Origin of the sequence: Mesorhizobium sp. WSM3626, from assembly GCF_000513935.1 — a bacterium.
Lineage (GTDB): Bacteria > Pseudomonadota > Alphaproteobacteria > Rhizobiales > Rhizobiaceae > Mesorhizobium > Mesorhizobium salmacidum.
Map to the genome: position 1 here is coordinate 18949 of NZ_AZUY01000042.1, position 23796 is coordinate 42744.

At 62.5% G+C, this 23796-nt stretch carries 20 protein-coding genes; 2 read left to right on the forward strand and 18 right to left on the reverse strand.

What is annotated here, in order from left to right; all coding sequences use genetic code 11:
• Positions 1-32: 32 nt before the first annotated feature.
• From M653_RS01000000133325 to M653_RS0124160, 17 genes are all read right to left on the reverse strand, one after another.
• Positions 33-1847 (reverse strand): ABC transporter ATP-binding protein, encoded by a 1815-nt coding sequence (locus M653_RS01000000133325; protein ID WP_084636829.1) that lies wholly within the window; start codon positions 1845-1847, stop codon positions 33-35.
• A complete protein-coding gene (locus M653_RS0124085) occupies positions 1844-2833 on the reverse strand; it encodes a glycosyltransferase family A protein (RefSeq protein WP_027145632.1) in 990 nt (329 codons plus the stop codon). Before M653_RS0124085 ends, M653_RS01000000133325 begins: the two co-directional genes overlap by 4 nt.
• On the reverse strand, positions 2830-5835 hold the full coding sequence (locus M653_RS0124090) for a trifunctional glycosyltransferase/class I SAM-dependent methyltransferase/polysaccharide deacetylase (RefSeq protein WP_027145633.1): 3006 nt from the start codon (positions 5833-5835) through the stop codon (positions 2830-2832). Before M653_RS0124090 ends, M653_RS0124085 begins: the two co-directional genes overlap by 4 nt.
• Positions 5836-5841: 6 nt before the next feature.
• Positions 5842-7014 carry a glycosyltransferase gene (locus tag M653_RS0124095; RefSeq protein ID WP_032935935.1) on the reverse strand — a complete coding sequence of 391 codons (1173 nt, stop codon included), beginning with the start codon at positions 7012-7014 and terminating at the stop codon, positions 5842-5844.
• 2 nt (positions 7015-7016) lie between these two features.
• On the reverse strand, positions 7017-8120 hold the full coding sequence (locus M653_RS0124100) for a glycosyltransferase family A protein (RefSeq protein WP_245262293.1): 1104 nt from the start codon (positions 8118-8120) through the stop codon (positions 7017-7019).
• 122 nt (positions 8121-8242) lie between these two features.
• The gene (locus M653_RS0124105) at positions 8243-8497 is read right to left on the reverse strand and encodes a cytochrome C oxidase subunit IV family protein (protein ID WP_051442783.1); all 255 of its coding nucleotides are present in this window, start codon (positions 8495-8497) and stop codon (positions 8243-8245) included.
• Positions 8494-9132, reverse strand: a complete 639-nt coding sequence (locus M653_RS0124110; RefSeq protein WP_027145637.1) for a cytochrome c oxidase subunit 3 — start codon at positions 9130-9132, stop codon at positions 8494-8496. Before M653_RS0124110 ends, M653_RS0124105 begins: the two co-directional genes overlap by 4 nt.
• Positions 9132-10772, reverse strand: coding sequence for a cytochrome c oxidase subunit I (gene ctaD, locus M653_RS01000000133330; RefSeq protein WP_032935937.1), 1641 nt, complete (start codon positions 10770-10772; stop codon positions 9132-9134). The genes M653_RS0124110 and ctaD overlap by 1 nt, the downstream gene beginning before the upstream one ends.
• Entirely contained in the window at positions 10769-11728 is a 960-nt protein-coding gene (coxB, locus tag M653_RS0124120) for a cytochrome c oxidase subunit II (protein ID WP_027145638.1), read from the reverse strand. The genes ctaD and coxB overlap by 4 nt, the downstream gene beginning before the upstream one ends.
• Positions 11725-12480, reverse strand: a complete 756-nt coding sequence (locus tag M653_RS0124125; protein WP_027145639.1) for an SCO family protein — start codon at positions 12478-12480, stop codon at positions 11725-11727. Before M653_RS0124125 ends, coxB begins: the two co-directional genes overlap by 4 nt.
• Entirely contained in the window at positions 12477-12974 is a 498-nt protein-coding gene (locus M653_RS1000000135050; protein ID WP_051442784.1) for a hypothetical protein, read from the reverse strand. The genes M653_RS0124125 and M653_RS1000000135050 overlap by 4 nt, the downstream gene beginning before the upstream one ends.
• Complete coding sequence (locus M653_RS0124135) at positions 12967-14106, reverse strand: hypothetical protein (protein ID WP_032935938.1); 1140 nt, start codon at positions 14104-14106, stop codon at positions 12967-12969. The genes M653_RS1000000135050 and M653_RS0124135 overlap by 8 nt, the downstream gene beginning before the upstream one ends.
• Positions 14103-14642 carry a cytochrome c gene (locus M653_RS0124140; RefSeq protein WP_027145641.1) on the reverse strand — a complete coding sequence of 180 codons (540 nt, stop codon included), beginning with the start codon at positions 14640-14642 and terminating at the stop codon, positions 14103-14105. Before M653_RS0124140 ends, M653_RS0124135 begins: the two co-directional genes overlap by 4 nt.
• Positions 14639-15166 (reverse strand): DUF3341 domain-containing protein, encoded by a 528-nt coding sequence (locus tag M653_RS0124145; protein ID WP_032935940.1) that lies wholly within the window; start codon positions 15164-15166, stop codon positions 14639-14641. The genes M653_RS0124140 and M653_RS0124145 overlap by 4 nt, the downstream gene beginning before the upstream one ends.
• Positions 15163-16542: an NrfD/PsrC family molybdoenzyme membrane anchor subunit gene (gene nrfD / locus M653_RS01000000133340; protein WP_032935942.1), complete on the reverse strand. Its 1380-nt coding sequence runs from the start codon at positions 16540-16542 to the stop codon at positions 15163-15165. Before nrfD ends, M653_RS0124145 begins: the two co-directional genes overlap by 4 nt.
• Positions 16535-19513, reverse strand: a complete 2979-nt coding sequence (locus M653_RS0124155; protein WP_051442785.1) for a TAT-variant-translocated molybdopterin oxidoreductase — start codon at positions 19511-19513, stop codon at positions 16535-16537. Before M653_RS0124155 ends, nrfD begins: the two co-directional genes overlap by 8 nt.
• Positions 19497-20171 (reverse strand): cytochrome c3 family protein, encoded by a 675-nt coding sequence (locus tag M653_RS0124160; RefSeq protein WP_032935944.1) that lies wholly within the window; start codon positions 20169-20171, stop codon positions 19497-19499. The genes M653_RS0124155 and M653_RS0124160 overlap by 17 nt, the downstream gene beginning before the upstream one ends.
• 371 nt (positions 20172-20542) lie before the next feature.
• On the opposite strand from M653_RS0124160, the gene M653_RS0124165 reads away from it, so the two are divergent.
• On the forward strand, positions 20543-21652 hold the full coding sequence (locus M653_RS0124165; protein ID WP_032935946.1) for a branched-chain amino acid ABC transporter substrate-binding protein: 1110 nt from the start codon (positions 20543-20545) through the stop codon (positions 21650-21652).
• A gap of 42 nt (positions 21653-21694) precedes the next feature.
• Here the strand turns inward: M653_RS0124165 and M653_RS0124170 are convergent, their stop codons facing one another.
• The gene (locus tag M653_RS0124170) at positions 21695-22627 is read right to left on the reverse strand and encodes an NADP-dependent oxidoreductase (protein WP_245262295.1); all 933 of its coding nucleotides are present in this window, start codon (positions 22625-22627) and stop codon (positions 21695-21697) included.
• A 473-nt stretch (positions 22628-23100) separates the two neighbouring features.
• Here M653_RS0124170 and M653_RS0124175 point away from each other — a divergent pair, with 473 nt between their 5' ends.
• The gene (locus tag M653_RS0124175; RefSeq protein WP_027145647.1) at positions 23101-23754 is read left to right on the forward strand and encodes a hypothetical protein; all 654 of its coding nucleotides are present in this window, start codon (positions 23101-23103) and stop codon (positions 23752-23754) included.
• Positions 23755-23796: the final 42 nt, after the last annotated feature.

Below are 23796 nucleotides of genomic sequence, written 5' to 3' on the forward strand. Positions count from 1 at the left end.
ACCATCCAGAAAGCGGCGTCCTCGAGGAGGGATCACTTACCCTCGGCCTCGGAGGCACATACGATTTCGTGCTGGCGACGTTGATATTGAGGAACGACGAGAGAAGCGGGCCCTTGGCTGTTCACTCTGCCGTCCTCTATCCAAATGACGTTTGCGGCGTCACGCGCCGTTTCGATGCGGTGCGTGATCAGCAAAATGGTCCTGTTGCCAAGCTTTCTATCAATCGCACGCCGCACCTGGTCCTCGAGCGCGGTGTCGAGTGCGTTCATCGCCTCATCCAGGATCAAGAAGTCCGGATCGCGCAGTACAGCTCGCGCGAGGCCGATGCGCTGCCGCTGGCCACCGGAAAATCGCAGTCCTTCCTGTCCGATCCAGGTGTCGTAACCGTCGGGAAGGTCCTCGACGAATGCCGCGACACCCGCACTGCGGGCGGCGGCAAGGATCTCTTCTTCGGTCGCATCGGCTTTGGCCATTCGGATGTTCTCCGTCACCGTGCCCTCGACCAGGTCGACGTCCTGCCCGGTCACCGCGATCTTGGAAAGCCAATCGTCCCGCCTGATATCTTGGAGCCGGGTACCGTCGATCTTGATCTCTCCGGAGCTCGGTTCGTACAGCCGCAGGAGGAGATTGACGATCGTGGTCTTGCCAGCGCCACTTGCGCCGATCAGGGCCGTGGTTACTCCGGCTGGAATCTCGAGCGACAGGTCCGTGAGCACCGGCGCGTTTGGATCATATCCAAAGGTGACGCGCTCAAAGACGATACTCGCGTCCAAATTCCTGAGCGCGATTGTTCCCTGCGATGGATATTCCTTGTCTTCGGACTGGATCATCTCCAGGACCGAGCGCAGTTGCGGCTGCATCTGCGCCAGAAACAGCAGGTTGCTTTCGAACTCCTGGGTATGCGGTTGCAATCGATACAGCAGCGCGACCGCGGCCAGCGTCACCTCGAAGCTGATGTGCCACCACCCCGAGACCAGAACGATGGAGCCCAACATTCCGAGGTAGCCGATCTCGGTGGTTGGCCCGATCCATGACGACAGGCGGATCATGGACAACGAAGCGTTGCGCGCGGCCGCCGACGATTGCACGAAGCGGCGCTGATGAAGCGCCTCCTGCCCGTAGGCGCGAATGGTGCGCAACGCCTGGAGCGTCATGAGCATGTGCTCGCCGAGCAATTGGTGGATCTTCTTCACCTGATGGCCCAGGTCACGCGCGGGCCGCGAAAAGATGCGCAGGATCGCGGAGATCGCGATTGAACCGAGGGCTGCGATCAGCAGGATCTTCCAGGAGATCGTGAGCAGGAAGACGGCGAACACGACGATCGAGCAGCTATTTATGATGAGCCGGGTGACCGCGCCATAAGCCTGCGCGACCAACCACGATTCCGTCCCGAGCACCTCCATGAGTTGCGATTGCTCGTGCTGCTGGATGGTTCCGAAAGCGACCCTGAGATATTGTTGGTGGACGAGGTTTCGCGACCGTTCGCTGATCCGTTCGCCAATGCTGGAGCTGATCAACGAATATACCAGCGCCAGCGCACCACGCGCGAGGATGAGCAGCAGGATCGCCAAGGCGAGCCGGGTAGGACTACCGAACCAGGCGACTGCCAGGCCCAGCGCTCGACCTTGAAGGCCACCTCCTGCCTCCGTGATCCGGTTGGACACCAGATAGAGGAACAGCAGGATCAGGGTGATGCCGAGCGTCTCGGCCAAGGACGACAGAAAACCAAGCGCCAGCAGCACGGGGGTCGCCCAGCGCGGCTTTCCAACGATGCGAAGCAGGTGTGAAAGATCGCGCAACGAAGCACGGACCGCACCGCGGCGTATGGCGTCCTTGGCGTCGCTCATTTCAGGTCCCCGATCGGGAAGCGCGTGGTCACCTGCGGGCGGATCGACCCCCGACCGCGCGCCAGCCTCGTCACGACACGCTTGGCCAGATGCGTACCGATCCACGGCAAATCGAAGGCGATTATCCGCATGGCGATCACCGGATGGTGGCGCAGCAACAGTGACAGGATCGGGAGCACATAGCGCGGTTGCCTCTGGCGCAACGTTCGCTCCAGGAGCCAGGCCGAATAGAAATGCAGGCCCTCACGCAGCGTCGGTGCCGCATCAGGGTGGCGGCCGAGCATCTCGTCCACCACGAGCATCCAGGATCGCAGCATGCGGGTCATGTCGCTCGACATATTTCCCGGCAAATAGCGATACCCGACCAGCGGCTCTTCGACGACTTCGAACTGGTACCCTTCGGCGACGCGACAATAGAAAAGGATATCTTCACAACCCTGCGCACCCGCCTCGCGCAGCCCGCTCTCAAAACCGCCGGCGTCTATCAGTGCCTGTCGGCGTACCAGGGCGGCGCTGCCGTTACCAACGAAATTGCCGTGGAAGAGGCGTTCAAGCACATCGCCCCGCCAGTTTGGCCGATGCCGGTCATCGGTTACCGCACCCTGGGCATCGACCACCAGATACCAGCAGTAGACGAGCCCTACTTTCTCGTCCGTCCGATCGAACACAGCCATCTGCCGCTCGATCTTGGTCGGCGCCCAGAGATCATCGGCATCGACAAATGCGATCATATCAGATCGCGCCGCTTGCCATCCCCTGTTGCGGGCAGCGGCTACCCCGGCGTTTGCCTGCTCGATCAGCCGCACGCGCGGGTCGATCTCCATGTGACGCCGGGCGATGGCAACAGTCTGGTCGCGCGAGCCATCGTCGACGACAATGATCTCAAGCGCCTTGTAGGACTGCGAGCGAACGCTGCGGAGCGTCTCGTCGATCGTATCTTGCGCGTTGTACGCGGGGATGATGACGCTGACCGGTTCGCCGTTCATTCAAGGACGGCCTCTATAATGGCAACAAAGTCGTCGAGCGAACGATCGCCGCGAATCTCGATGCGGGGAAGGTCGATCGGATCGCAATCGAGGTCCGCCGGCCCATGTCGGCCGCCAAAGCCGATCCGATAGCCGCACTCCTTGGCCAGCCGGCCAAGCCGTCGGTCGGTGACCGAGAAAGGTGCCGCGAACGCCATCGTCGGCCGGCCGGTCCACCGTTCGATGAACATCCGTGAGCGTAACAGCTCACCGGCCAGGTCGGAGCTAGAAAGACCGTCGATGGCGCGATGCGTCGCCAGATGGCTTCCGAAGAATACACCCTCGGTGGCGAGGCGACGCACCGTCCCGGCGTCCATGAGCGGCGCCGGTGGACCAAAGTCGGCATCCCACTGCGCGCTTCCCCCCACCAGGTCCGTCACCAGGAACACCTCCGCGGTCAAGTCGTTCGCTCGCAAGATCGGCCAGGTTTGGTCGGCAAAGTTCTGGAAACCATCATCGAAGGTGATGAGCACCGGGCGGCCAACGAAAGGATGGCGGTTGGGGACGAACCATTCCAGCTGATCGGAAATGATCGTGTGAAAGCCATTGGCGCGCAGCCATGCCATCTGGTCGGCAAACGCGGCGGGCGTCAACCGATAACGGGCGAGCGCGGCCGGACCGTCATCGCAGATGCTGTGATACATGAGAACGGGGATGCGTTGCCGCCGCTCGCTGCGCGCGACCTCGCGGCGCAGCGCCCGCGCCCCGCCCCAGACGATATTTCGCGCGACCTCCATTTCGATGGGCGCGCGGATTGGGACATGGTCGATCGTCGGTTCCGTTGCCACATCCTCAGGTAACACGCGGCGGAAGCGGTCGATGCGGTAGAGATCGGTCTGGATCGATCGCTCGAGGATGAGGCCTTCCGTCGCTGCCAACGCCTCCGAGATCACCTGTGCGCCGAATTTGTTATCCCAATCGAAGCCCGTCCGTTCCAGATTGTCCCGAAGCACGAATGCGTGTGCGCTGACAAGACTGCCGCCAGGCGCCAACGCCGCGACTAGTTTTGAGGCGAGTTGCCGCAATTCGGCGGGATCGTCCAGGAAATAAAGCACCTCCGAGCAAATGATCAGGTCCATTCCACCGGGCAGGATATCCGCGGCGAAATCCAGCACGCCGAACTCGACATTCGGCTGGTCCGAGCAGCGCGCGCGAGCGCGTTCGACGGCTACGGCGGAAATGTCGGTTGCGGTCAAATGGCCCACCAGCGGCGCCAGTTGCCGCGTGAAGTGGCCCTCCGCGCAGGCCAGCTCAAGCGCCCGTTCTATGGGACCGGCCGGCAGAATCTCGAGCTGCCGCTCGTATTTTTCCTGCTCATAGGCCGAACCGTAGTTCCAGGGATCCTCAGTCGCGAAATGGCGATCCCAGAACGACGCGCGATCACTGTCGCGCCCACCCTCGGCCCGGACACGGCGCGGCGGCGCAAGAGGTTCTATCGCCTCGGCACTCGAACGCACCAGCCCTTCGGCTTCCGCTGTCAACCGCGCCAGTCTGTCGTAGTGGCTGCCCGGATCAGACCGGCGTCCCGCCGCCGACAGCAATGCCTCTGCTGCAAACTTATCCTGCTTGTCGGCTCCAGCGTTCTGTCGCGGATCCGGTGCAGGCGATCGGCCCGCCAGCCGCCAGAGGCGAAACGCCATGCGCTGGTAGCCCGACAGGCCGCGTATGACCTCCCGAGGAGGCACGAAATCCAGAATCAGTTCAATCCAATGACGCCTCGTCACTCTCCCGAGCGCACCGAACTGCACCAGAGCCTCGATCTTGCCGTCGATCATCAGGTAGGCGTAGATTTGATCGATCCCTTCCGGCAATTCGGTCGGGGTCGGATTTCGAGCATCGATGCGAATGCCGAGCGTTAGCGCCAGCGGGCGCGGCGCGGCAAGATCGTCGAAGTCCAGAAGCATTTGCTCAAGATGATATTGTACGCGGCGACCCGCCACGGGGTCGCCCCAGACTTGGCCGAGGTCGATGATCAGCCCGCTCAAGGGGCCGCCGAACCTGTCCCACCTGGAAGCCAATTGCTCCGGCACCGATAGGCTTCCCACCATCAGGCCGTCGAAAATCACCTTGGCGATCTCACGCGCCCATTCATATCTGGCCGGGAGCGCAAGCAGGATCTGCCGGTTGATCGAGCCACCGCCGCGGCCGCAATCAGCTGCCGCGATCCACAGCGCGAACCACGCCAGTGCTTGGGAAGCGGTGCGGCCGTCCGCCGAGATCGCCCCATTGGCGTGCGCCGACGCTGGATGCTTGACCCTGGAGTCGGCGGAAAAGCCGCGGGCGATAACGATTTCCGCGTCTGCCAGCATCTGCCTCGAATTGCGGGTGAGCGAGTTGGGGCTTGCCCGATAAAAAGCGAGCGGCTCGTCGACCATCACCCAAGGTTTGCCTTGACGTGCGACGCGCTGCCACAAATCCCAGTCCTCACAGGTGTGCAGCGACACATCGAAGCCGCCCAACTCGACGATTGTCTCCCGGTCGATCAGCAGCGCGTGCGTGCGGATGGCACATCGGCGCGCGAATGCCTCGAAGGGTTCAATCGCAACCTCGGTCGCGATGCTCGACGGGGTCAGTGCGCCATCGGGCATCACACGCCGGGAACCGCAATAGCAAGCCACGGCATCCGGCGCGGCCTCCAGTGCGGCCAGCATCTTTGCGAGGAAGCCGGCGTCCACCCAATCGTCCGCATCCAGGAACATCAGCCAGCGGCCACGCGCCATCGAAATCCCTTCATTGCGCGCGCCCGCGGCGCTATTGGCGCGAGAGTTCGCTGTCCGAAACCGGGCATCGCGCTCAACATAACCGGCGATGATTTGCGCGGTATTATCCGTCGAGCCATCGTCGACGATGATCGCCTCCCAATCAGCGATGCCCTGAGCGAGGAGGCAATCGAGCGCTTGTGTGAGCGTGACCTCGGCGTTCCGCGCAGGCACCACGACTGAAACCAAGGGATTATGCGCCACGCCGTCTTACCCGCGCCTGGTTCGGAGGTAGAACAGGATTCCCGAAGCATAGCCGGCGATTTCCTGCCAAAGGAAATGGTCCTCAGGGACCCTGCGTCCAAGCAGCCTCCTGCGAACCCTGCCAAGGTACCAAAGTGGCTTCCATTTGAGAACCTGAGTCAAATTCGCCTTGACGCCAGTCCGTTCGTGCTGGACGAGCAACGCCGCTGAGTGACCGCGCATGTAGGAGTAGATTTGCTTGGCCAAGCCTTCCATGGTCCGCCTGTGGAAATGGAACGCGACGGAGGTGGGCTGGTATCGGCAGTCATATCCATTGGCGAGCAGCCGGTACCAATATTCGGAATCCCCCGAACATCCGGCCTGACCGACGTCGAGGCGCTCGTCGAACAACCCGGCATGGTCGAACACGTCGCGCCGGAACGCCATGCTGGCGCCGGCCCCGATTTTCCAGGCTGGGAACACCTCGTGCCTGCTGGCGGCAAAATCGGCCGCGCGGAAAATTCGAGGTGTATAGCCCTGCCCGAAACTCCAGAATGTCTCGAAATAGCGCTGCGCTTCGGTGGCAAGCTCGGCGGGCAATACGAGACCCGTCACCGCGCCGATCGAGGGGCTGTCGAATGCCGTGACCAGCCGCTCAAGCCATTGCGGATGAAGCAGAACGTCATCATCAGTGTATGCAACGATCTGCGAGGTTGCACGCAAGGCTCCCCGGTTGCGGGCTATATCCAGGCCAGGTCGATCCTCGCGCACATAGACCGCGCCCGCAGCGAGCGCTACCTCGCGCGTTTCGCCGCCTCTCGATGCGTTGTCGACCACAATGACCTCTTCAGGCGGGAAGGTTTGCCGGGGAAGCGAGGCGAGGCAGCGCCGCAATTCGTTCGGCCTGTCGCGCGTGCAGATGACCACGCTGGCGCTCGGCAGGTCCAGAACCGGTGCAATCAGGCTTGAGTCTCGAGCGGTCGCCATTGGGGCAATGCGGCACTCCCCGTCGCTCGCCCTGAGCAAATGCCCGACCGGCAGTCCGCCGCGCCACAAGACGATCATGCCGGCATCGCAGCCTTCGGGAGCATCTTGGATGTCCAAATCCACATGGCGGACACCCGCGCAGCCGTCCACGCCAAACATCTCGCGCAGTTCCGCTTCCAGTATATTCGCGTGCCCGCCTGGGATGGATGACATCTTCACCAGCTAATTTCGCCATAAACAGGCCGAAACTCGGCGTCTGTGCGTAGCATCCGTTTCATGCCAACCTTGATCCAGCGAGGAACCAGCCTGGCCCGGCAATATGCGTTTACCATGTCGGGCAAACGCGAAATCGTCATGCGCGGGTCCAGGGTGACTGACGTTTTCAACAGGCTGCCGGCCGCGCGAAACCGTCCCTCAATCAAAGCTCTCGTTGCAAGCCACTGGATCATGTCGACCAGATGGGCATCGAGATCGCTTTCGAATTGCGGATATTTTCGACGAAACTCGGCAAGGACAATTTCACAGGAACGAAGCATCTGCATGACATCGCTCGACATGTTGAAATTCGTCGTCCGGTAACCCACGAGGTACTGGGGCACCACGCGGAACTCGTAACTTTCCGCTATTCTCAGACACATCAGAAGGTCCTCGCAGCCTTGTGCGCTCCTGGCTCGCAGCGACGGATCGAATTGTCCGGCTCGCTCGAATGCGGAGCGGCGGACAAGCATCGAACTTCCGTTACCGACAAAATTTTGTCTGCACATGCGCTGGAGAACGTGACCTTGGGCATCGGGCTGATTGTGCAGCGAGAATACCCGATCGTCCTCGTCGATATGCGCAAACCAACAATAGGCCAGGCCTGCTGACAAGCCCCCGTCCCTCAAGGCGTCCAACTGAAGTGCTATTTTGGGTGGAGCCCAAAGATCATCCGCGTCGACAAACGCCAGAAACTCTGCGTCAGTGGAAGCGGCACCGCTGTTGCGAGCGTGCGCGACACCGCCATTTGACTGCCCTATGAGGCGTATGCGCCGATCCCTCTCGGCGCAGGAGGCCACGATCGATGCGGACCCGTCCGTCGATCCATCGTCGACCACGACGATGTCCAATGTCTGGTAGCTCTGCCGGCAGATGCTGGTCAGGGTAGAGCGAATGGTTCGCTCGGCATTGAACATCGGCACCACGACGCCAACTGTGGCTTTGTCCGAGATCATCGGGACTTCGTTTTCTCCGCAAGGGTTGATAAAAATTATGCGGGCATGGTCGTCGGTACCGCTCTCGTCAAAGATCGGGGCGAATTCGCGGCGAAACCGCCAGTCCATTAGCTTTTCCTTAACAAGCCAGTCAACCGGAAGACTCCGGTCGCCGAGTCCTGTCCGGTAGCGAATATCCTGGTCGCGCTGTGATTGCGGCGTCGCTGAATCCAAATCTGGCAGGCTCGGCCCTATTGCCCGATCAACGTCAACCCAAACAGAACGGCTAGCCACAGGCCTGTCGCCGCCACCGCCAGCCGGGGCAAGATGCCCTCGCTGGTCAGGTGCATGAACAGAGTGGCGATGATCGCGGCCTTGGCCGCGGCGATCGCCAGGTTGAGCGCGGAGTTCAATCCGCCAAGGTCGAGGAACGACGAGCCCACCGTCAATGCCAGCAAGGCCAGCAACCCGAGATAAGCGACTATGAGTTTGCGGATGTGGCTCATCGGTTGATCAGATAGAGAACGGGAAACAGGAAGACCCAGACGATATCGACGAAATGCCAGTAAAGCCCGATTGCCTGGACACGATGGGTGCGGCTGGCCTCCGTGGTTCCTGGCCAAAGCAGCAGCATGCCGGCGATCACGGCGACGCCACATATCAGGTGCAGCGCATGCAGCGATGTCATGGCGAAATAAAGCGCGAAGAAGAACTCGGCGTGGGTCGGATCGGGGCCTGTGAAACTGAACGGCGCACCAAGAACCGGCGCCAGGCCCTCCTTGAATTCCCTGCCGTACTCGACGGCCTTGACGAATAGAAAAACAATTCCAAGCAGGCTCGTGCAGATCAACGCCCAGACAGCCGGGCGCCAACGTCGGCTGGCCGTGAACGTGTGAGCAAGCACCATTGCAAAGCTGCTGGTCAAGAGAACGGCCGTGTTCAGCGTGCCGAGCGGCAGCGACAGGCGTTGTGAAGCAGCCGCAAAAGCCGTGCCGTAGCTGATCCTTGCGATCAGGAACACCAGCAGGATCGCGCCGAACAGCATCGCCTCGGACCCGATGAACACCCACATGCCGAACGTGTCGGCAGCCTTCTCGCGGGCCTTTGTATCGAAGGCGACACTTTCGGTGGATGAACGCATCAGGCTTCGTCCTTGTGCGGACTGAACGTCTCGTGCTGCAACCCCTTCATCGCATAGTCATAAGCGGGCCGGCTGACGCTCGGCATGGTGTCGAAATTATGCGGTGGCGGTGGTGAAGCCGTCTGCCATTCGAGCCCGGTCGCGCCCCACGGATTGGCGGGCGCTCGCGGACCTCGAAACATCGACCAGCCGAGATAGAACAACGGCATCAGGTAGCCAAATGCCAGCACCACCGCGCCGGCCGACGACAGGACATGCCAGAATTGAAATTCGGGCGGATAGGTATGATAGCGCCGCGGCATGCCGATAAAACCGAGCACGAATTGCGGGAAGAAGGTCAGGTTGAAGCCGAGGAAGGTGACGGTCGCCGCGATCCGCCCCCACGTCTCGGAATACATGCGGCCGGTCAGTTTCGGCCACCAGAAATGCAGCCCGGCCATGTAGGCCGTCACCATGCCGCCAACCATGATGTAGTGGAAATGCGCCACGACGAAATAGGTGTCGTGGACGTGGACATCGATGGCGAGGGCCGCCAGGAACAGCCCAGCCAGCCCGCCGAAGGTGAACAGCGCCAGGAAGAACAGCGCGTAAAGCATCGGCGTCTCGAAGGTGATCTCGCCCTTGCGCAGCGTCAGGCTCCAGTTGAACACTTTTATGGCCGAGGGGATGGCGACGCAGAACGACAGGAAAGAGAACAGCACCCCGGCATAGGCCGATTGGCCGGAGACGAACATGTGGTGGCCCCAGACGAGGAAGCCGAACACCGCGATTGCCATTGAGGACAGGGCAACGGCCTTGTAGCCGAACAGCGGCCGGCGGCTGAAGCAGGGCAGCACCTCCGAGACCACGCCCATGCCTGGCAAAATCATGATGTAGACGGCCGGGTGCGAATAGAACCAGAAAAGATGCTGGAACAGCAACGGGTCGCCGCCGAGCGCCGGGTTGAAGATGCCGATGCCGAACACCCGCTCAAGCACGATCAGGATCAGCGAGGCCGCCAGCACCGGCGTTGCCAGCACCATCACCAGCGCGGTGGCGTACATCGTCCAGACGAAGATCGGCAGCCGGAACCAGGTCAGTCCCGGCGCGCGCAAGGTGTGGATGGTGACGATGAAATTGATGCCGGTCATGATCGTCGAGAAACCGACGATAAAGACGCCAAGGGCCGCCATGGAGACGAAGCCGTTGGCGTAGAGCGTCGAGAGCGGCGTGTAGAACGTCCAGCCCGTGTCGACGCCGCCGGCGAGCACCGAGGCCAGGGCAAAGGCACTGCCGAGGATGAACACATACCAGCTGGCGAGGTTGAGGCGCGGGAAGGCGAGATCGCGCGCGCCGATCATCAGTGGCAAAAGGAAATTGCCTAATGTCGCCGGGATCGACGGCACCAGGAAAAACCACACCATGATGATGCCGTGCAGGGAGAACAACCGGTTGTAGGTGTCGTCGGAGACGAGGTCGCCGGCAGGCGTGGCAAGTTCCACGCGCATCAGCACGGCAAAGGCGCCGCCGAGGAAGAAGAAAGCCGTAAGCGACATCAAATAGAGCCAGGCGACGCGCTTGTGGTCGGTGGTCAACAGCCATGCGGCGGGACCGGCGCCCTCGCCAAGATAGCTCGAAGGCCTCAGCGCTTCGGTGCTCATTGGGTCGCCTCGTTCCTGGTTGCCGCCCGCGGTGAAAGCGATTTGAGATAGGCGAGCAGCATCTGCATCTCGCCCTCGTCGACAATTCCATCGAAGCTCGGCATCACCGGATCGTAACCGGCGGCGATTTCCTTCTTCGGCTCGAGGATGGAATCGCGCAGATAGCGTTCGTCGGCGACGACTGTCTGCTGGTTCTCCAACGCCACCGGCCGTCCGAAGATGCCGGCAAGATCCGGAGCCCTCACCTTGCTGGACTTTTCATGGCAGCCGGAACAGCCGAGCGCCCGAAACAGTTTTTCACCATCGGCCGCGAGCGTGTCGCCCTTGCCCTGGTTTCCCAGCCACGCCGCATAGTCTTCCGGCGGCATCGCCGTTACCCAGCCACCCATTTCCGAATGCTGCGTGCCGCAATATTGCGCGCAGAACAGATGATAGCGCCCCGGCTCGTCAGCTATGAACCAGACATGGGTGGTGCGCCCCGGCACGGCGTCCTGCTTGACCCGGAAGGCCGGCACGAAGAACGAGTGGATGACATCCTGCGATGCCAGCGAGACGATCACCGTCTTTCCGACCGGCACATGCAGTTCATTGATCTCGCGCTGGCCGCCGGGATGGCGGAACTCCCACATCCATTGCTTGCCGAGGCCGGCGATTTCGAGCGCGTCGAGCGGCGGATGCTCGCGGCGCAGGAACAGCGCGGCGCCCCACCCGAAGATGACGAAAGCGATCAGCAGGCTCGCTACTGTCCAGGCCACTTCCAGCGGCAGGCTGCGCGCGCGCTCGCCGGTTCGTTCCGCCTTGGAGCCGGCGCGATACTTGATAGCATAGAAGACGACGAGACTGGCCAGGAATATCCCCAGGGCCGCGGTGAATGCCAGCAAGGTGTAAAACAACATGTCGACGCTGCCGGCGATCGACGAGGCCTCGGGTGGCGTGAAGGGGATGCCGAAGCTCAAACCCGCCTCCCCCGCGTCAGCATGAAAAGGCTCGCACAGAGCCCCAGCAGCGTTGCCAGCCCCGCTATCTTCAGAACCGCCTGTATCGTCGAGGTGTACTGCCCTTTGGAGCTATCGAAGCCGGCGCAGAGCAGGAAGACATGGTCGGCGATCGATCCCAGCCGCCCCGCCGACGCCTCGACCAGAGCAAGCCTCAAATCGCGCGGCTCGAAAGTCAGCGCCGGCAGCACCTGTGCGATCCGCCCTCGCGGCGTCAGCGCGATGACGGCGATCGGATGGACGTATTGGGCGATGCGGTCACGCCGGTCGAAGGTGATGCCGGCCTCCGATGCAAGGTCGGCACCGCCGCCATCGGCACTGGTCAGAAAACGCCAGGCCGACAGGCCGGCCTCACCGGCGGACCGCGCGACCTCGCTCCGGACGGAGGCCGCGTCTGCAACCGCCTCGGAAGGATCTATCGAGACGAAAAGCGCGTGATAGGTCGAAGGATCCAGGCCGGTCTTGTTCAGATCCGAGGCCACCGCCTGCTGTGTGACACCGCACAGGTTGGGACACTTGTCATAGCCGAAGATGACGAGCGCCGGCCGACCGTCGAGGATGGCAGACAACGGCGCCAGCTTGCCGGAGCTATCTCTGAAAACCCGGTCGAGATCGAGCTGGGCGCCGATTTGCGGATCGAAAGACGGCCGCACCGAAGCGCTGGCGGCAGCTGGAAGGAGCAACAAAAATACCAGCAGCCCCAAACGCGTCATGGGCTCGCCCCCGGAGCCGGTGCGGCTTGGCTCGGCTGGGGCGCCTTGTCGTTTGGCTGCGCGGTGAATGATCCGGCGTGGCAATCGCTGGCCTGTGGCGCGCGTGGGACCTGCTCTTCGAGCAAGCCGCAATTCTGACCTGGCGAAGCGGCCGCGCCTGCCCAGTCCGGCAGACCTTGCGCTGCAACCAGCTTCATCGCGTCTTGGATTGGAATGCGCGCTATGCCGGCACCGCGATCAACCCAGGCAAGCCTGCCGAGTTCCTCATCTTCCCGCTTGCGGAACGCCGCGAGGTCGGCTCCCGGCAAGCGTTGTAATGCGGGACCTGCTTGGCTGGTCTTCTCGGCATTCACCAAGGGCCAGTATGGCGCCGTGTCGAAAATCAGCTTCAGCGCCAGCGCCGCAAGCGCCAGGAAGATCAGCAGGGCGACCCCGAAGAGCAGCAGGGCGCGTGGCCGGACATCACGCGTTTCAGGATGCGAGGCCTTAGCCACGGACCAGCCTCCTGCGCCGCACAGCAATGCGATCCGGCCTCGCCCAGAGATAGAGGAAACATGCACACCACGCGCCACCCGCCCCTGCAAACGCCGCTAGGTCCGGCCAGGACACCTGCGCACCGGCTGCCGACAGCGACGGGCGAACGCGCCAGACGACGTCAAGGAAATGTCCGGCAAGAACGACCGCGCCAAGCCCCAGCAGGCCGCGATGGCTGCGCTTGACCGAACGTATGAGGAAGGCGAAGAACGGCACCACGAACTGCAGCGCGATCAGCAGCCAGAGCAGATATTGCCAGCCGTTCCGGCCACGAAGGACGTACCAATGGATTTCTTCCGGCAGGTCGCCGGCCCAGACGATCAGCCACTGCATGAAGGACAGGTACGTCCACATCAGCATGAAGCCGAACAGCATGTTGGCGACGTCTTCGCCAAGCGCCACGTCCTCCTCGCCACCGGGCATCGTCTCGATCGCGCGGCTGGCTGCCAGCACCACCAGAGCCAATGCACACGCGCCGACGACTTCGGCAGCGGCTTCGAGCAGCGCGTAGATGGTCGACGTGAACTCCGGCTCGATCGACAGCATCCAGTCGATGGCAAGCACTGTTGCTGCCAGGCCGTGGACGACGAGTCCGATCGCATAGCCGGTAGCGGTCCCGCGGCTGGATCTGTCGCCCTCAGGCGCTGTCCAGCCGACGACGAGCCAGGCGAGCACCAGCCACGCCAGTGCACATATCAGGAAGCGACCGATGAAGAATGGCACGTTGAGATAGGCAAGTTTTTGCCGCACCGCTTCCGGCAGCATCGCAGGGTCCGCTCCCACCCAGGGAAAGACCAGATCGAGCCGGGTGAGGACAGGTAGAAACAACAACAGCCCCACAGGCAGTGTCGCGACGATGGCGCGCAGGGGCGGACGCAGCGCGTCGCCCCAGCGGCCGCCGGTCAGGCCATGGACCATCAGGACAATCATCGCGCCAAGCGGAAATCCGAGCAGGAACAGCGCTGTCGTCAGCCAACCGGCAAGCGTTGCCCGCGGATTCAGGAAAAGGCCGACGCCGCAAAGCAAAAATCCCGCCGCAGCCACAGCAATCGTCGGAACTGAAAGACCATCGGGCCATGCGAAACGCCTCATCGCGCGGCCTCCGCATCTAGTTTCGCGCGAAGCGTATCCGGCAGCGCCTTGCCAGGTGCGTAGCGTGAATATTGCAAGGCCCTGATATAGGCGACGATCGCCCATCGATCCGTCGATGGCACCCGCGCGGCATAGGAATACATCGCGCCATAGCCGTTGGTGATCACGTCGTAGAAATGGCGATCGGATGCCTTGCGCAGCGCGTCCTGATGATAGCTCGGCGGCGCCGGGAAACCGCGCTGGACCACCATCCCATGACCGTCGCCGGTGCGGCCATGGCAGGGCGAGCAGAAGATGTCGAAGCGTTGCTGCCCGCGCTGGAGAAGAGCTGTGGTGACCGGGTACGGAAATCTGTCCGGCGTTGCCGCGAGATCGGCGTCGCGCGCCACGCTGCCATCGACCGGCGTCCGGGCCGACATGCCGTCGGCGAATTGCTTGCTGGCCTCGAGCGGATTGTAGCGTGGCTGGTCGGCCATGTCCTGTTTGCAGCCAGCGAGCAGCAGGATGAATGGCAAGAGCGGCGTCCGCCATCTCATGCCTCCACGTCCTCGACTGTCTCCGCGCCAAGCCGGGTCAGCTGCCGCCTGGTGATGCCCTTGCGGTATTTCGAATCGGCGGCTTCGACGAGAAGGTAGAACTTGCCGCCCTGCGCGTAGGTGAAAGTTTTGGCGTTGAACACCGGATGGTAATATTGCGGCAAACCGTTCGCGCGGAGCATGCCGACGAAGCCGGCCAGAGCCGCGCCCAGTATGGCTGCCTCGAAGGCGATCACCATGAAAGGCGGCCAGGAATGCAGCGGCCGGCCGCCGACATTGACGGGGTAGTCGATCTCGACCGAATAGAGGATCAGTGCATAAACCAGCAGCCCGCCGGCAATGCCGCCCGCCAGCACCGCCCATGGCAGCCGCGTCCTTGACATGCCCAAAATCTCGGCGAGGCCGCGCACCTCGAAGGGCGAGAACGCATCCATGCGCCGGTAACCCTTGTCGCGCATCGTCCGCGCCGCCTGCGTCAGCGCATCGGGATCGGCGAATGCCGCGATGACGCCATGGAGGCTCATGCGGCCCCGCTTTTCTCATCGACCAATTCCTCGACCTCGAAGATGGTGATCGCCGGCAGGATGCGGATGAAGAGGAAGACCAGCGCGAAGAAGGTACCGATCGAACCGAACAGGATGCCGAAATCGAGCCAGGTCAGAGACTGCTCGCCCCAGGACGACGGCAGGTAGTCACGGCTCGGACCGGTTACCACGATGACATAGCGCTCCAGCCACATGCCGATGTTGATGACCAATGCGATTGAAAACAAAACCGGCATGTTGAGCCGCACGCGGCGCAGCCAGAGCAGCTGCAGCACGATGCAATTGCAAAACAGCATGATCCAGAACAATGGCGCGTAAGGACCGACGGCGCGCTGGGCCATCATCGCGCGCTCATAGGGCTGCCCGGAATACCAGGCGAAGAATGCTTCCGACGCATAGCCGTAAATGACGATCATGCCGGCCGCGATCATCAGCTTGGCGGCGTTCTCCATGTGGCGCAACGTGATCAGGTCTTCGACCGCGAAGGCCCAGCGCAAGGGAATGGCGATGGTCAGCACCATGGCAAAGCCGGAGAGCAGCGCGCCGGCGACGAAGTAAGGCGGGAAGATCGTCGAGTGATAGCCCGGCGTGATGGCATAGGTGAAATCGAGCGCGACGATCGAATGCACCGACACGACGAGCGGTGTGGCAAGGGCCGCCATCAGGAAATAGACGGTCCGATAGCGTGCCCAATGGTAGGCCGAGCCGCGCCAGCCAAGCGCCAGGATGCCGTAGAAGAGTTGGCCGGCGCGCGATCTGGCGCGGTCGCGCAGCACGCCGAGATCCGGCAGCAGTCCCATGTACCAGAACAGCAGCGACACGCTGGCGTAGGTGGAAATCGCGGCAAAATCCCAGACCAGCGGGCTGCGCCATTGTGGCCAATGCATATGGGTGTTGGGCAGGGGCAGCAGCCAGTAGAAGAACCATGGCCGGCCGAGATGCAGGATCGGGTAGAGCCCGGCCATTGCCACGGCAAACAGCGTCATCGCCTCGGCGAAGCGGTTGATCGAGGCACGCCAGGGCTGGCGCAGCAAAAGCAGCACCGCCGAGATCAGCGTGCCGGCATGGCCGATGCCGATCCACCAGACGAAGCTGGAAATCATCGTGCCCCAGACGACAGGAATGTTGACGCCGTAAGCGCCCACGCCGACCGAGATCAGGTAGGTGATGGAATAGAGGAACAGCAGCACGAAGGCGAAGCAGACGAAGAACGCCGCCCAGAAGAAGCGCGGCAGCTTGCCTTGCAGGACAATCGCGCTGATACGGCCGCTGATCTCGGGAAAATCATGGCGCCCCCGCAGCACCGGCGCTTGCGGCTGGGCTTTTCCGGCTGTGACCGCGACCGCTTCAGCCATCGCCGGTCTCTGTGCCTGGCTTGCCGGCGATCCCGGCGTTCGGATTGGTGATCTTGCCGAGATAGGTGGTGCGCGGCCGCGTGTTCAGCTCTTCGAGCAGGGCATAGTCATGCGGCGCGGCTTTCTCGCGCGATACCTGAGAACCCTTCCTGTTGAGGTCCCCAAAGGTGATGGCCTGTGTCGGGCATGCCTGCTGGCAAGCGGTGACGACTTCGCCATCGGCGATTTCGCGGTTCTCGATCTGCGCGCGGATGCGCTTTTCGGCAACGCGCTGGACGCAATAAGTGCATTTTTCCATGACGCCGCGCGAGCGCACGGTGACGTCAGGATTATGCACGGCCTGCTGTGGCCCGGCACTGTCCTTGTCGAATTCCTGGTACTTAAGGAAATTGAAGCGGCGCACCTTGTAAGGGCAGTTCTGCGAACAGTAGCGCGTGCCGATGCAGCGGTTGTAGACCTGCGCGTTCAGGCCGTCATGGGTGTGGATCGTCGCGTTGACCGGACAGACCGCCTCGCAGGGCGCCTTCTCGCAATGCATGCAAGGCACGGGTTGGAAGAAGGTGTCGGGGTCGTCGACCGCGCCGGCGTAGTAACGGTCGATGCGCAGCCAGTGCATTTCGTGACCGAGGGCGGCTTCATCCGGTCCGACGGTCGCGATGTTGTTCTCGGCCTGGCAGGCCGATACGCAAGCCACGCAGCCGATGCAGGCCGAGAGGTCGATCGACATGCCCCAGGCTTCCTGGTCGTAGGTCCAGTCGGGGTACAGCGATTCCGTCGGCGCTGGCGGCGCACCGTCACGGACGAAATGCGGATCTTGCCTGAAGGCGTCGAGCGTCGCGTGCCGCACGATCGCCCTGCCCTCCATCGCCTGGTGGTGCTGGGTCGTCACCACCCGCGCCGACCCGTCGCGCGCCGTCAACACGAGGCCATCGGCAAACCAGGGAGCGTCAGCGGTCCGCAGGACAAAGGCATCGTAGCCACCGGACAACGCGGCGACCGAACCGATCTTGCGCCCGAACCCGAGCGACAGCGTCACCGTGTCGTCAGGCTGTCCGGGCATGATCCACACCGGCGCGTCGAGATCCTTGCCGCCTCGCGCCAGATTGGCCATCTGCCCGTTTTCGAGCCCCAGGCGCTGTGCGGTCGCTGGCGAGATCAGCGCCGCATTGCCCCAGACGAGCTTGCTCAGCGGGCGGGGCAACTCCTGCAGCCACGGCGAATTGGCGTTGCGGCCATCGCGAAGCCAGGGATCGGCCTCGAAGCGGACCTCCAGCCGATTGGTAACAGGAGCATGCGGCGCGGGATCGCCGACATCCGCCGGAATCGAGACGACGACAGGAGCAGAGGCGCTGTTCGGTACGACACCATCGCGCAATGCTTTTCGCCAAGCCGGCTCGTCCATGTCAGCCCATGTCGGGCGCACCAGGGCCTGCATATCGGCATCGAACTCACCGCCGAGCGCGGCCAGCAGTTGGTGCAGGCTCTTGCCGCCGAACAGAGGCAGGATCAGCGGCTGCACGATCGAGGCCGTGCCGTCATAGGCACGGATGTCGCTCCAGCTCTCCAACTCGTGCGCGGCGGGAATGTGCCACTGCGCCAGAAATGCGGTCTCGTCGCGATAGAGTCCCCAGTGGACGAGAAGCTTCAGCTTCGAAAAGGCGTTGCGCACATCGACGTCCGACGGCGCCGTGTACAAGGGATTGGAGCCGAGCACGATGGCGCTGTCGACCGATCCGCTCGTGATGGCCTGGCAAAGCGCGGCAAGATCGCCGTCGATCGGCATGGCGTGCGGCGGCTCGATGAAATCCAGCGTGTTGCCGACGGCTCCAAGCCTGGCATTCATGGCAAAGGCCACGGCATGCACGAACGGCGTCTGGTGCGCGCCAGGCACCACCAGGGCGTTGCGGCCGGCCTCGCGGAGATCGTCGACAAGCGCGTATTCCATGCCGAGCGACGGCAAACTCGCCGCATCGTGCCCGCCTTCGAGAGCTGCCTTGATCGCCGCCGCAATGCCTTCCACCAGGCCAGGTCTGACGGCACGGCGATGATCCGCCGCCGCACCCGTGATTGTGGGCGTCGACTCGACGACGTAGAGACGGTTCATCGTGTCCGTCGACTTGCGCACGCGCCGCCGCTGCGCGAAATCGCGGGCATAGGCCAGACGTCCCGGCCCTTCGCCGAGGAAGTCGGCATCAAGGCTGACGATCACATCGGCGCGGTCGAAATGGTAGATCGGTGTCAGCGGCCTGCCGAACAGTTTGGCCGTTGCCTGCTCGTTCGCGCTGGCCGCAAGCGGATCGTGCCTGAAGACGCGAAGTTTGGGATAGCGCTGCTTGAGCGATCCGATCTGCGCCTTGGTCGTCGGCGATGTTGTCGCCTCGATCAGCAGTGCCAAACCTTGCCCGCCCGAAGCGGCCAATCCGCCGGCAAGCTTCGCCATGTCTTTGAGAAAGTCGCCGTAACTCGCAGGCTCGCCTTGCCTGAGCGGGGCGCGAGACCGTTCGGGATCGAACAGCGACAGCACCGCCGCCTGCATGATGGCGTCGGTAGCGCCGCGCGAGGCCGGATGATCCGGATTGCCCTCGACCTTGGTCGGCCGCCCTTCATGGCTCTCGACAACCGCGCCGATGCCGTAGCCATCGCTGGAAAGGGCCGTCGCATAATAGAGCGGCTTGCCGGGAATAATGTTTTCCGGCTGGCGCACGTAAGGCACAATGCGTTCGGCCTCGCTGCAGGCGGTCAGACCGGCCAGCGAGAGTGACGCGCCCATCAGCTTCAACAAGGTGCGTCGGTCGAGGCTGAACGGCAGGCGTTCGGCGATGGCCGGAAATTCCGCCTCGCCGAAGCGCCGGAACTCGGCCGTATCGGCCAGTTCATCCAGGCTCCGCCACGGCTCGCGTCCCGTCGCTGCCCGCCGCAATGCCGCTAGATCGGAGGCCGAGACTGACTTGATGTCAGCGATGGCAGACATAGCAATCCGTCATCGTCTCGGGGTGGATATCAAGGATGCTGATCAGGGAACGCCTGACCTGTTCGATGTCCTGCGGCGGATTCCAGTGCAGCAGGAAAACGTCCCGCGGCGGACGGAGATTGGGGCCGGGATCGCGATGACAGCCCAGGCACCATTCCATCGACAATGAATGCGCGCGCTGCATCAGCGGCATGTCGTCGACATCGCCGTGGCAGGTCTCGCAGGCGACACCCTTGGCGATGTGGATGGAGTGGTTGAAGTAGACGAAGTCCGGCACCGAATTGACGCGCTGCCATTGCAGCGGCCGTCCTGAGGCAAGGCTTGCACGCACCGGCGCCAGCATGTCGGCATTGGTGAATATCTGCGAGTGGCAGGTCATGCACACCTCGGTCGCGGGCAACCCCGCGGACGCCGATGTCTCGACGCCATTGTGGCAATAGCGGCAGTCCAGCCCGATATCGCCAACATGATGCTTGTGACTGAACGGGACTGCCTGTGCCACGGGACGGCCAACACCGGTGATGAACCCCGAACGCAAAAGTGCCGTGCCGCCGATGGCCGCGAAAATCGCGAAGAAACAAAGTCCCCACAGTATGAAGCGGGCAATCCCGTTGGCATTGCTGGAAAAGACCTGCGGCATCCCCGCGCCGATTTGCATGGCTTTGGATCGAGCGCCTAACGGCGGCGATGCGACAAAGGTTCCGTCGGCGGGGAATACTCACAAAATGGTGACTCTCGAGCGCAGCCGAAAACCGCCGGGAATCGCAACCCTGCGCAATCCCCGGCGTTCGACATCATCATGATCGATGCCCCGCGGGAATGTTGCCATGAAGTCGGATGGGAACATAAACGCCGTACTTCGGTTAGACCGACAAACGCGCCACCAGAGAGGCGACAGCCCATGAGACAGGACATAGCGCCGGGAGCGGCATTGCCTGACCATATTCTTGCCGACCATACAAAGGCGTCTCGTCCCCTGTCCGGGGCGGTCGCTCGGTACGCAGGCCGGGCCGACGAGAGTTGACCGCTTTGGCCAACACACCCCTGAAGATTGGCGTCGGCGTGCCGCTCGGCGGGATGGGCGAGACGCTCGGTCGCGAAATGGCCAACGCCATTCAGCTCGCCGTCGATGGCGCGAACGAGGCCGGTGGCATCAACGGCCACCGGATCGAAGCGGTCGTCCTCGACGACAAAGGTCGCGAGGAAGACGGCGAGCGGGTCGTGAAGGAATTCGTTCGCAATTCCGCCGCCGTCGCAGCGATCGGGCATTACAACAGCAATGTTACCTTGCAGGTCGCGCCTCTCTATGCCGCGGCCGGTCTGCCGTTGATCGGTCCGATCGTCTCCAACCCGGCACTAACGCACTCCGGATGGAGCAACGTTTACCGTTTCACCAACAGTGACGATGCGACGGGGCTCGCCATCGCCCAGTACATGGTCCGCCAGTTAGGCAAGAAAACTGTTGTCGTCATCCAGACCGACACCGTCTATGGAAGGAGCATGAGCAAGGAGTTCGCCGCCGCATTTGAAACTGCCGGCGGCTCCGTTCTGCGGCGGCACACAGTTCAGGAAGGCGAAAGAAACTTCGCGGATCTCGTGGCCTCCTTGCCTCGGGAAGCGAGCGCCATCTTCTATGGCGGGACCTTCGAGGGCGCCCCTCTGGTGAAGGAAATGCGTACCCGGCAGGATGATCGCCTGTTCGCCACCGGCGATGGTTGCTGGGACGTCGGAAATTTTCTTGAACCGGCCGGAGCCGCCGCCGAGCAGGGCGAAGGCGTCCTCGTTCTTTCAGCATGTCCGCAACTGGGTGAAATTGCCGGATCGCTGGAAATGGCCGATCGATACGAGCGGCGTTTCGGACGGATCAGGAATTATGCCGTCAATGCCTTTGACGCCGCGGCGACGTTGATCGATGCCATCCGGGTCGCCTCCAACAACGGCGACCCGACCCGGGATCGCGTCGCGGACGCGGTGCGCGGGATACATCGCAAGGGAATTGCATACGAACAAAAGATTTCCTGGGATGCCAACGGCGATAATCGCGCTGCGGTTACGGCCTTGCACAGGATCGAGAGCGGTCGATTCCGACAGGTAGCCGTCGTGAAGAAGGAGGGCAGCCAGGACAGCCCAGTAGGCTGAGGCGCTTGTGAAGGACAGCCCAGGCTACATCTGGCCTCGAAATCAAGGTGCGACTTCGAGCACGATCTTTCCGCGCACATGCTTGTTTTCCAGCCAGGCTTCGGCGGCAGCGGCGTCCTGCAGCGGAAAGGTCGCGTCGACGTGCGGCCGCACTTTGCCTTCGTCGATCAGGCGACCGATTTCGCCAAGCTGGGCTGCATTCGGCTTCGCCATGTAATGAATGCCGCGGGCGCCGGCTTTGCGTGCGCTCTCAATAGAAGGTTCCGCCAGCGTCGACACGATTATCCCGCCAGGTTTGACGACGGCCCAGGAGCGATCCTGCGTCTCGCCAGCGACCAGATCGAAGACGAGATCGACCTTGCCGACAATATCCTCGAACCGCTCGTTTTTGTAATCGATGGCCTGGTCGGCCCCCAGTGAGCGCGCGAATTCGAGATCCTCGCCGGAAACGGTGGTCGCAACGAACGCGCCCTTTGCCTTTGCCAATTGGACAGCAAAATGGCCGACCCCGCCAGCCCCGCCATGGATCAGGACGCGCTGCCCGGCCGTCAGTGCACCATGGTCGAAAAGCCCCTGCCAGGCGGTGAGCGCTGCAAGCGGCACCGCCGCCGCATGCAGGTGGTCCACGGACTGTGGCTTGGCGGCCATTTCGATCGCCTTCACCACAACATATTCAGCTTGGCCACCGCGATCCGGTCCCAGCATCGCATAGAACGGATCGCCTTTTTTGAGTGTGTGCGCCCGCGTGCCGCAGAGTTCGACGGTGCCGGAAACGTCACGGCCAAGCGTCATCGGCAGTTGGTCCTTCTTTCCGCCTCCGGATCTGATTTTGTAATCAACCGGATTGACGCTGCTGGCATGGACCTTCAGCAAGACCTCATCATCGTGCGGCTGCGGAAACGGAGCGTCCTCAAGTGAGAGAACGTCCGGTCCGCCAAATTCATGGATGCGAACGGCTTTCATGGTCGCCATCATCGTACTCCCGTGTCGGCTTTTTCTTCCCCCCACCGCGAGCTATGGGCATGCGGAGAGCCGGGGCATGTGACCAAACAGCTGAGATGGCGGAAGGTTCAACTCGATCGCTGTTTTTGGAAGCCAGGCAAGGTCCTCGAAGCCGCCTGGAGGAGCGACCACCCGGGCTCCGCTTCCAGGCCGAACTGATAGCAAGCCGGAGTCCCCTCTCCGCCTGCCATATGCGCGGCAGGTCAATCTTGGATTTGGAACCGATCCAAACGGCGCGACGTTGGGTCAAATCATGATTGGCAAGATCGGAACCCGAGATCTCCACATCACCGATGAAGAGATCGGCCCCGCGGCTGGGCGGCCGATCGTCTTGGTGCATGGCCGGCCGACAACATGCGCTGCTGGGTCGGCGTCACTTCTTCTGATCGGAGCGATAGGGACCTCCTTCTGAAGGGACGTCGCCGCGCGGCATCTAGGAGGCTACGGTGGCGAAGGTGGATGAAAGCGATCCCCAAATCCTGCAGATCATGACCACAGAGCATTTTGTTCTGCAGACCGCACGGGCGGCCACGATTCAGGAAGCGAGCCAGCGCGCGAACCTGTTCCTGACCACTGTTTCGAGCGCCGCGATCGCCCTCGGCTTCGTCGCCCAGGTCACCCGCATGGGAGGGCCGTTCGTGCTGTTCAGCCTGATTTTGCTCCCTTGCCTTTATTTCCTGGGTTTGGTCACTTTCGTGCGTGCGGTGCAAGTCGCCATCGAGGATATGGTGCATGCGCGCGGGATGGCCCGGATAAGGCATTATTACGTCGAGCATGCGCCCGTCATGGAGTACTATCTGATCCATTCCACTCATGACGATCAGTCGGCCGTGCGCGTCGACGAGGGTCTTAGATCTTCGCCATGGCAGTTCTTCGTGACTGCCGCAGGAATGGTGAGCGTGATCAGCAGTGCCATCGCCGGGGTTTTTTCCAGCGTGGTCGTGACATCGGTGATTGGCCCGGCGATCCCGCTCAGCGTGATCGTGGGTCTGTTGATATTCGGCGCGAGCATCCTTTTGCTGCGGCGCTACCATCTACATTCCTGGGCGGCGGCGGAGCAAAAATTGGTGGTGCGCTTTCCCGACGCTTCAAAAGAATGACTTCTTACCTGACCTTTCGGATGGATCGGCCGGACGTTCACT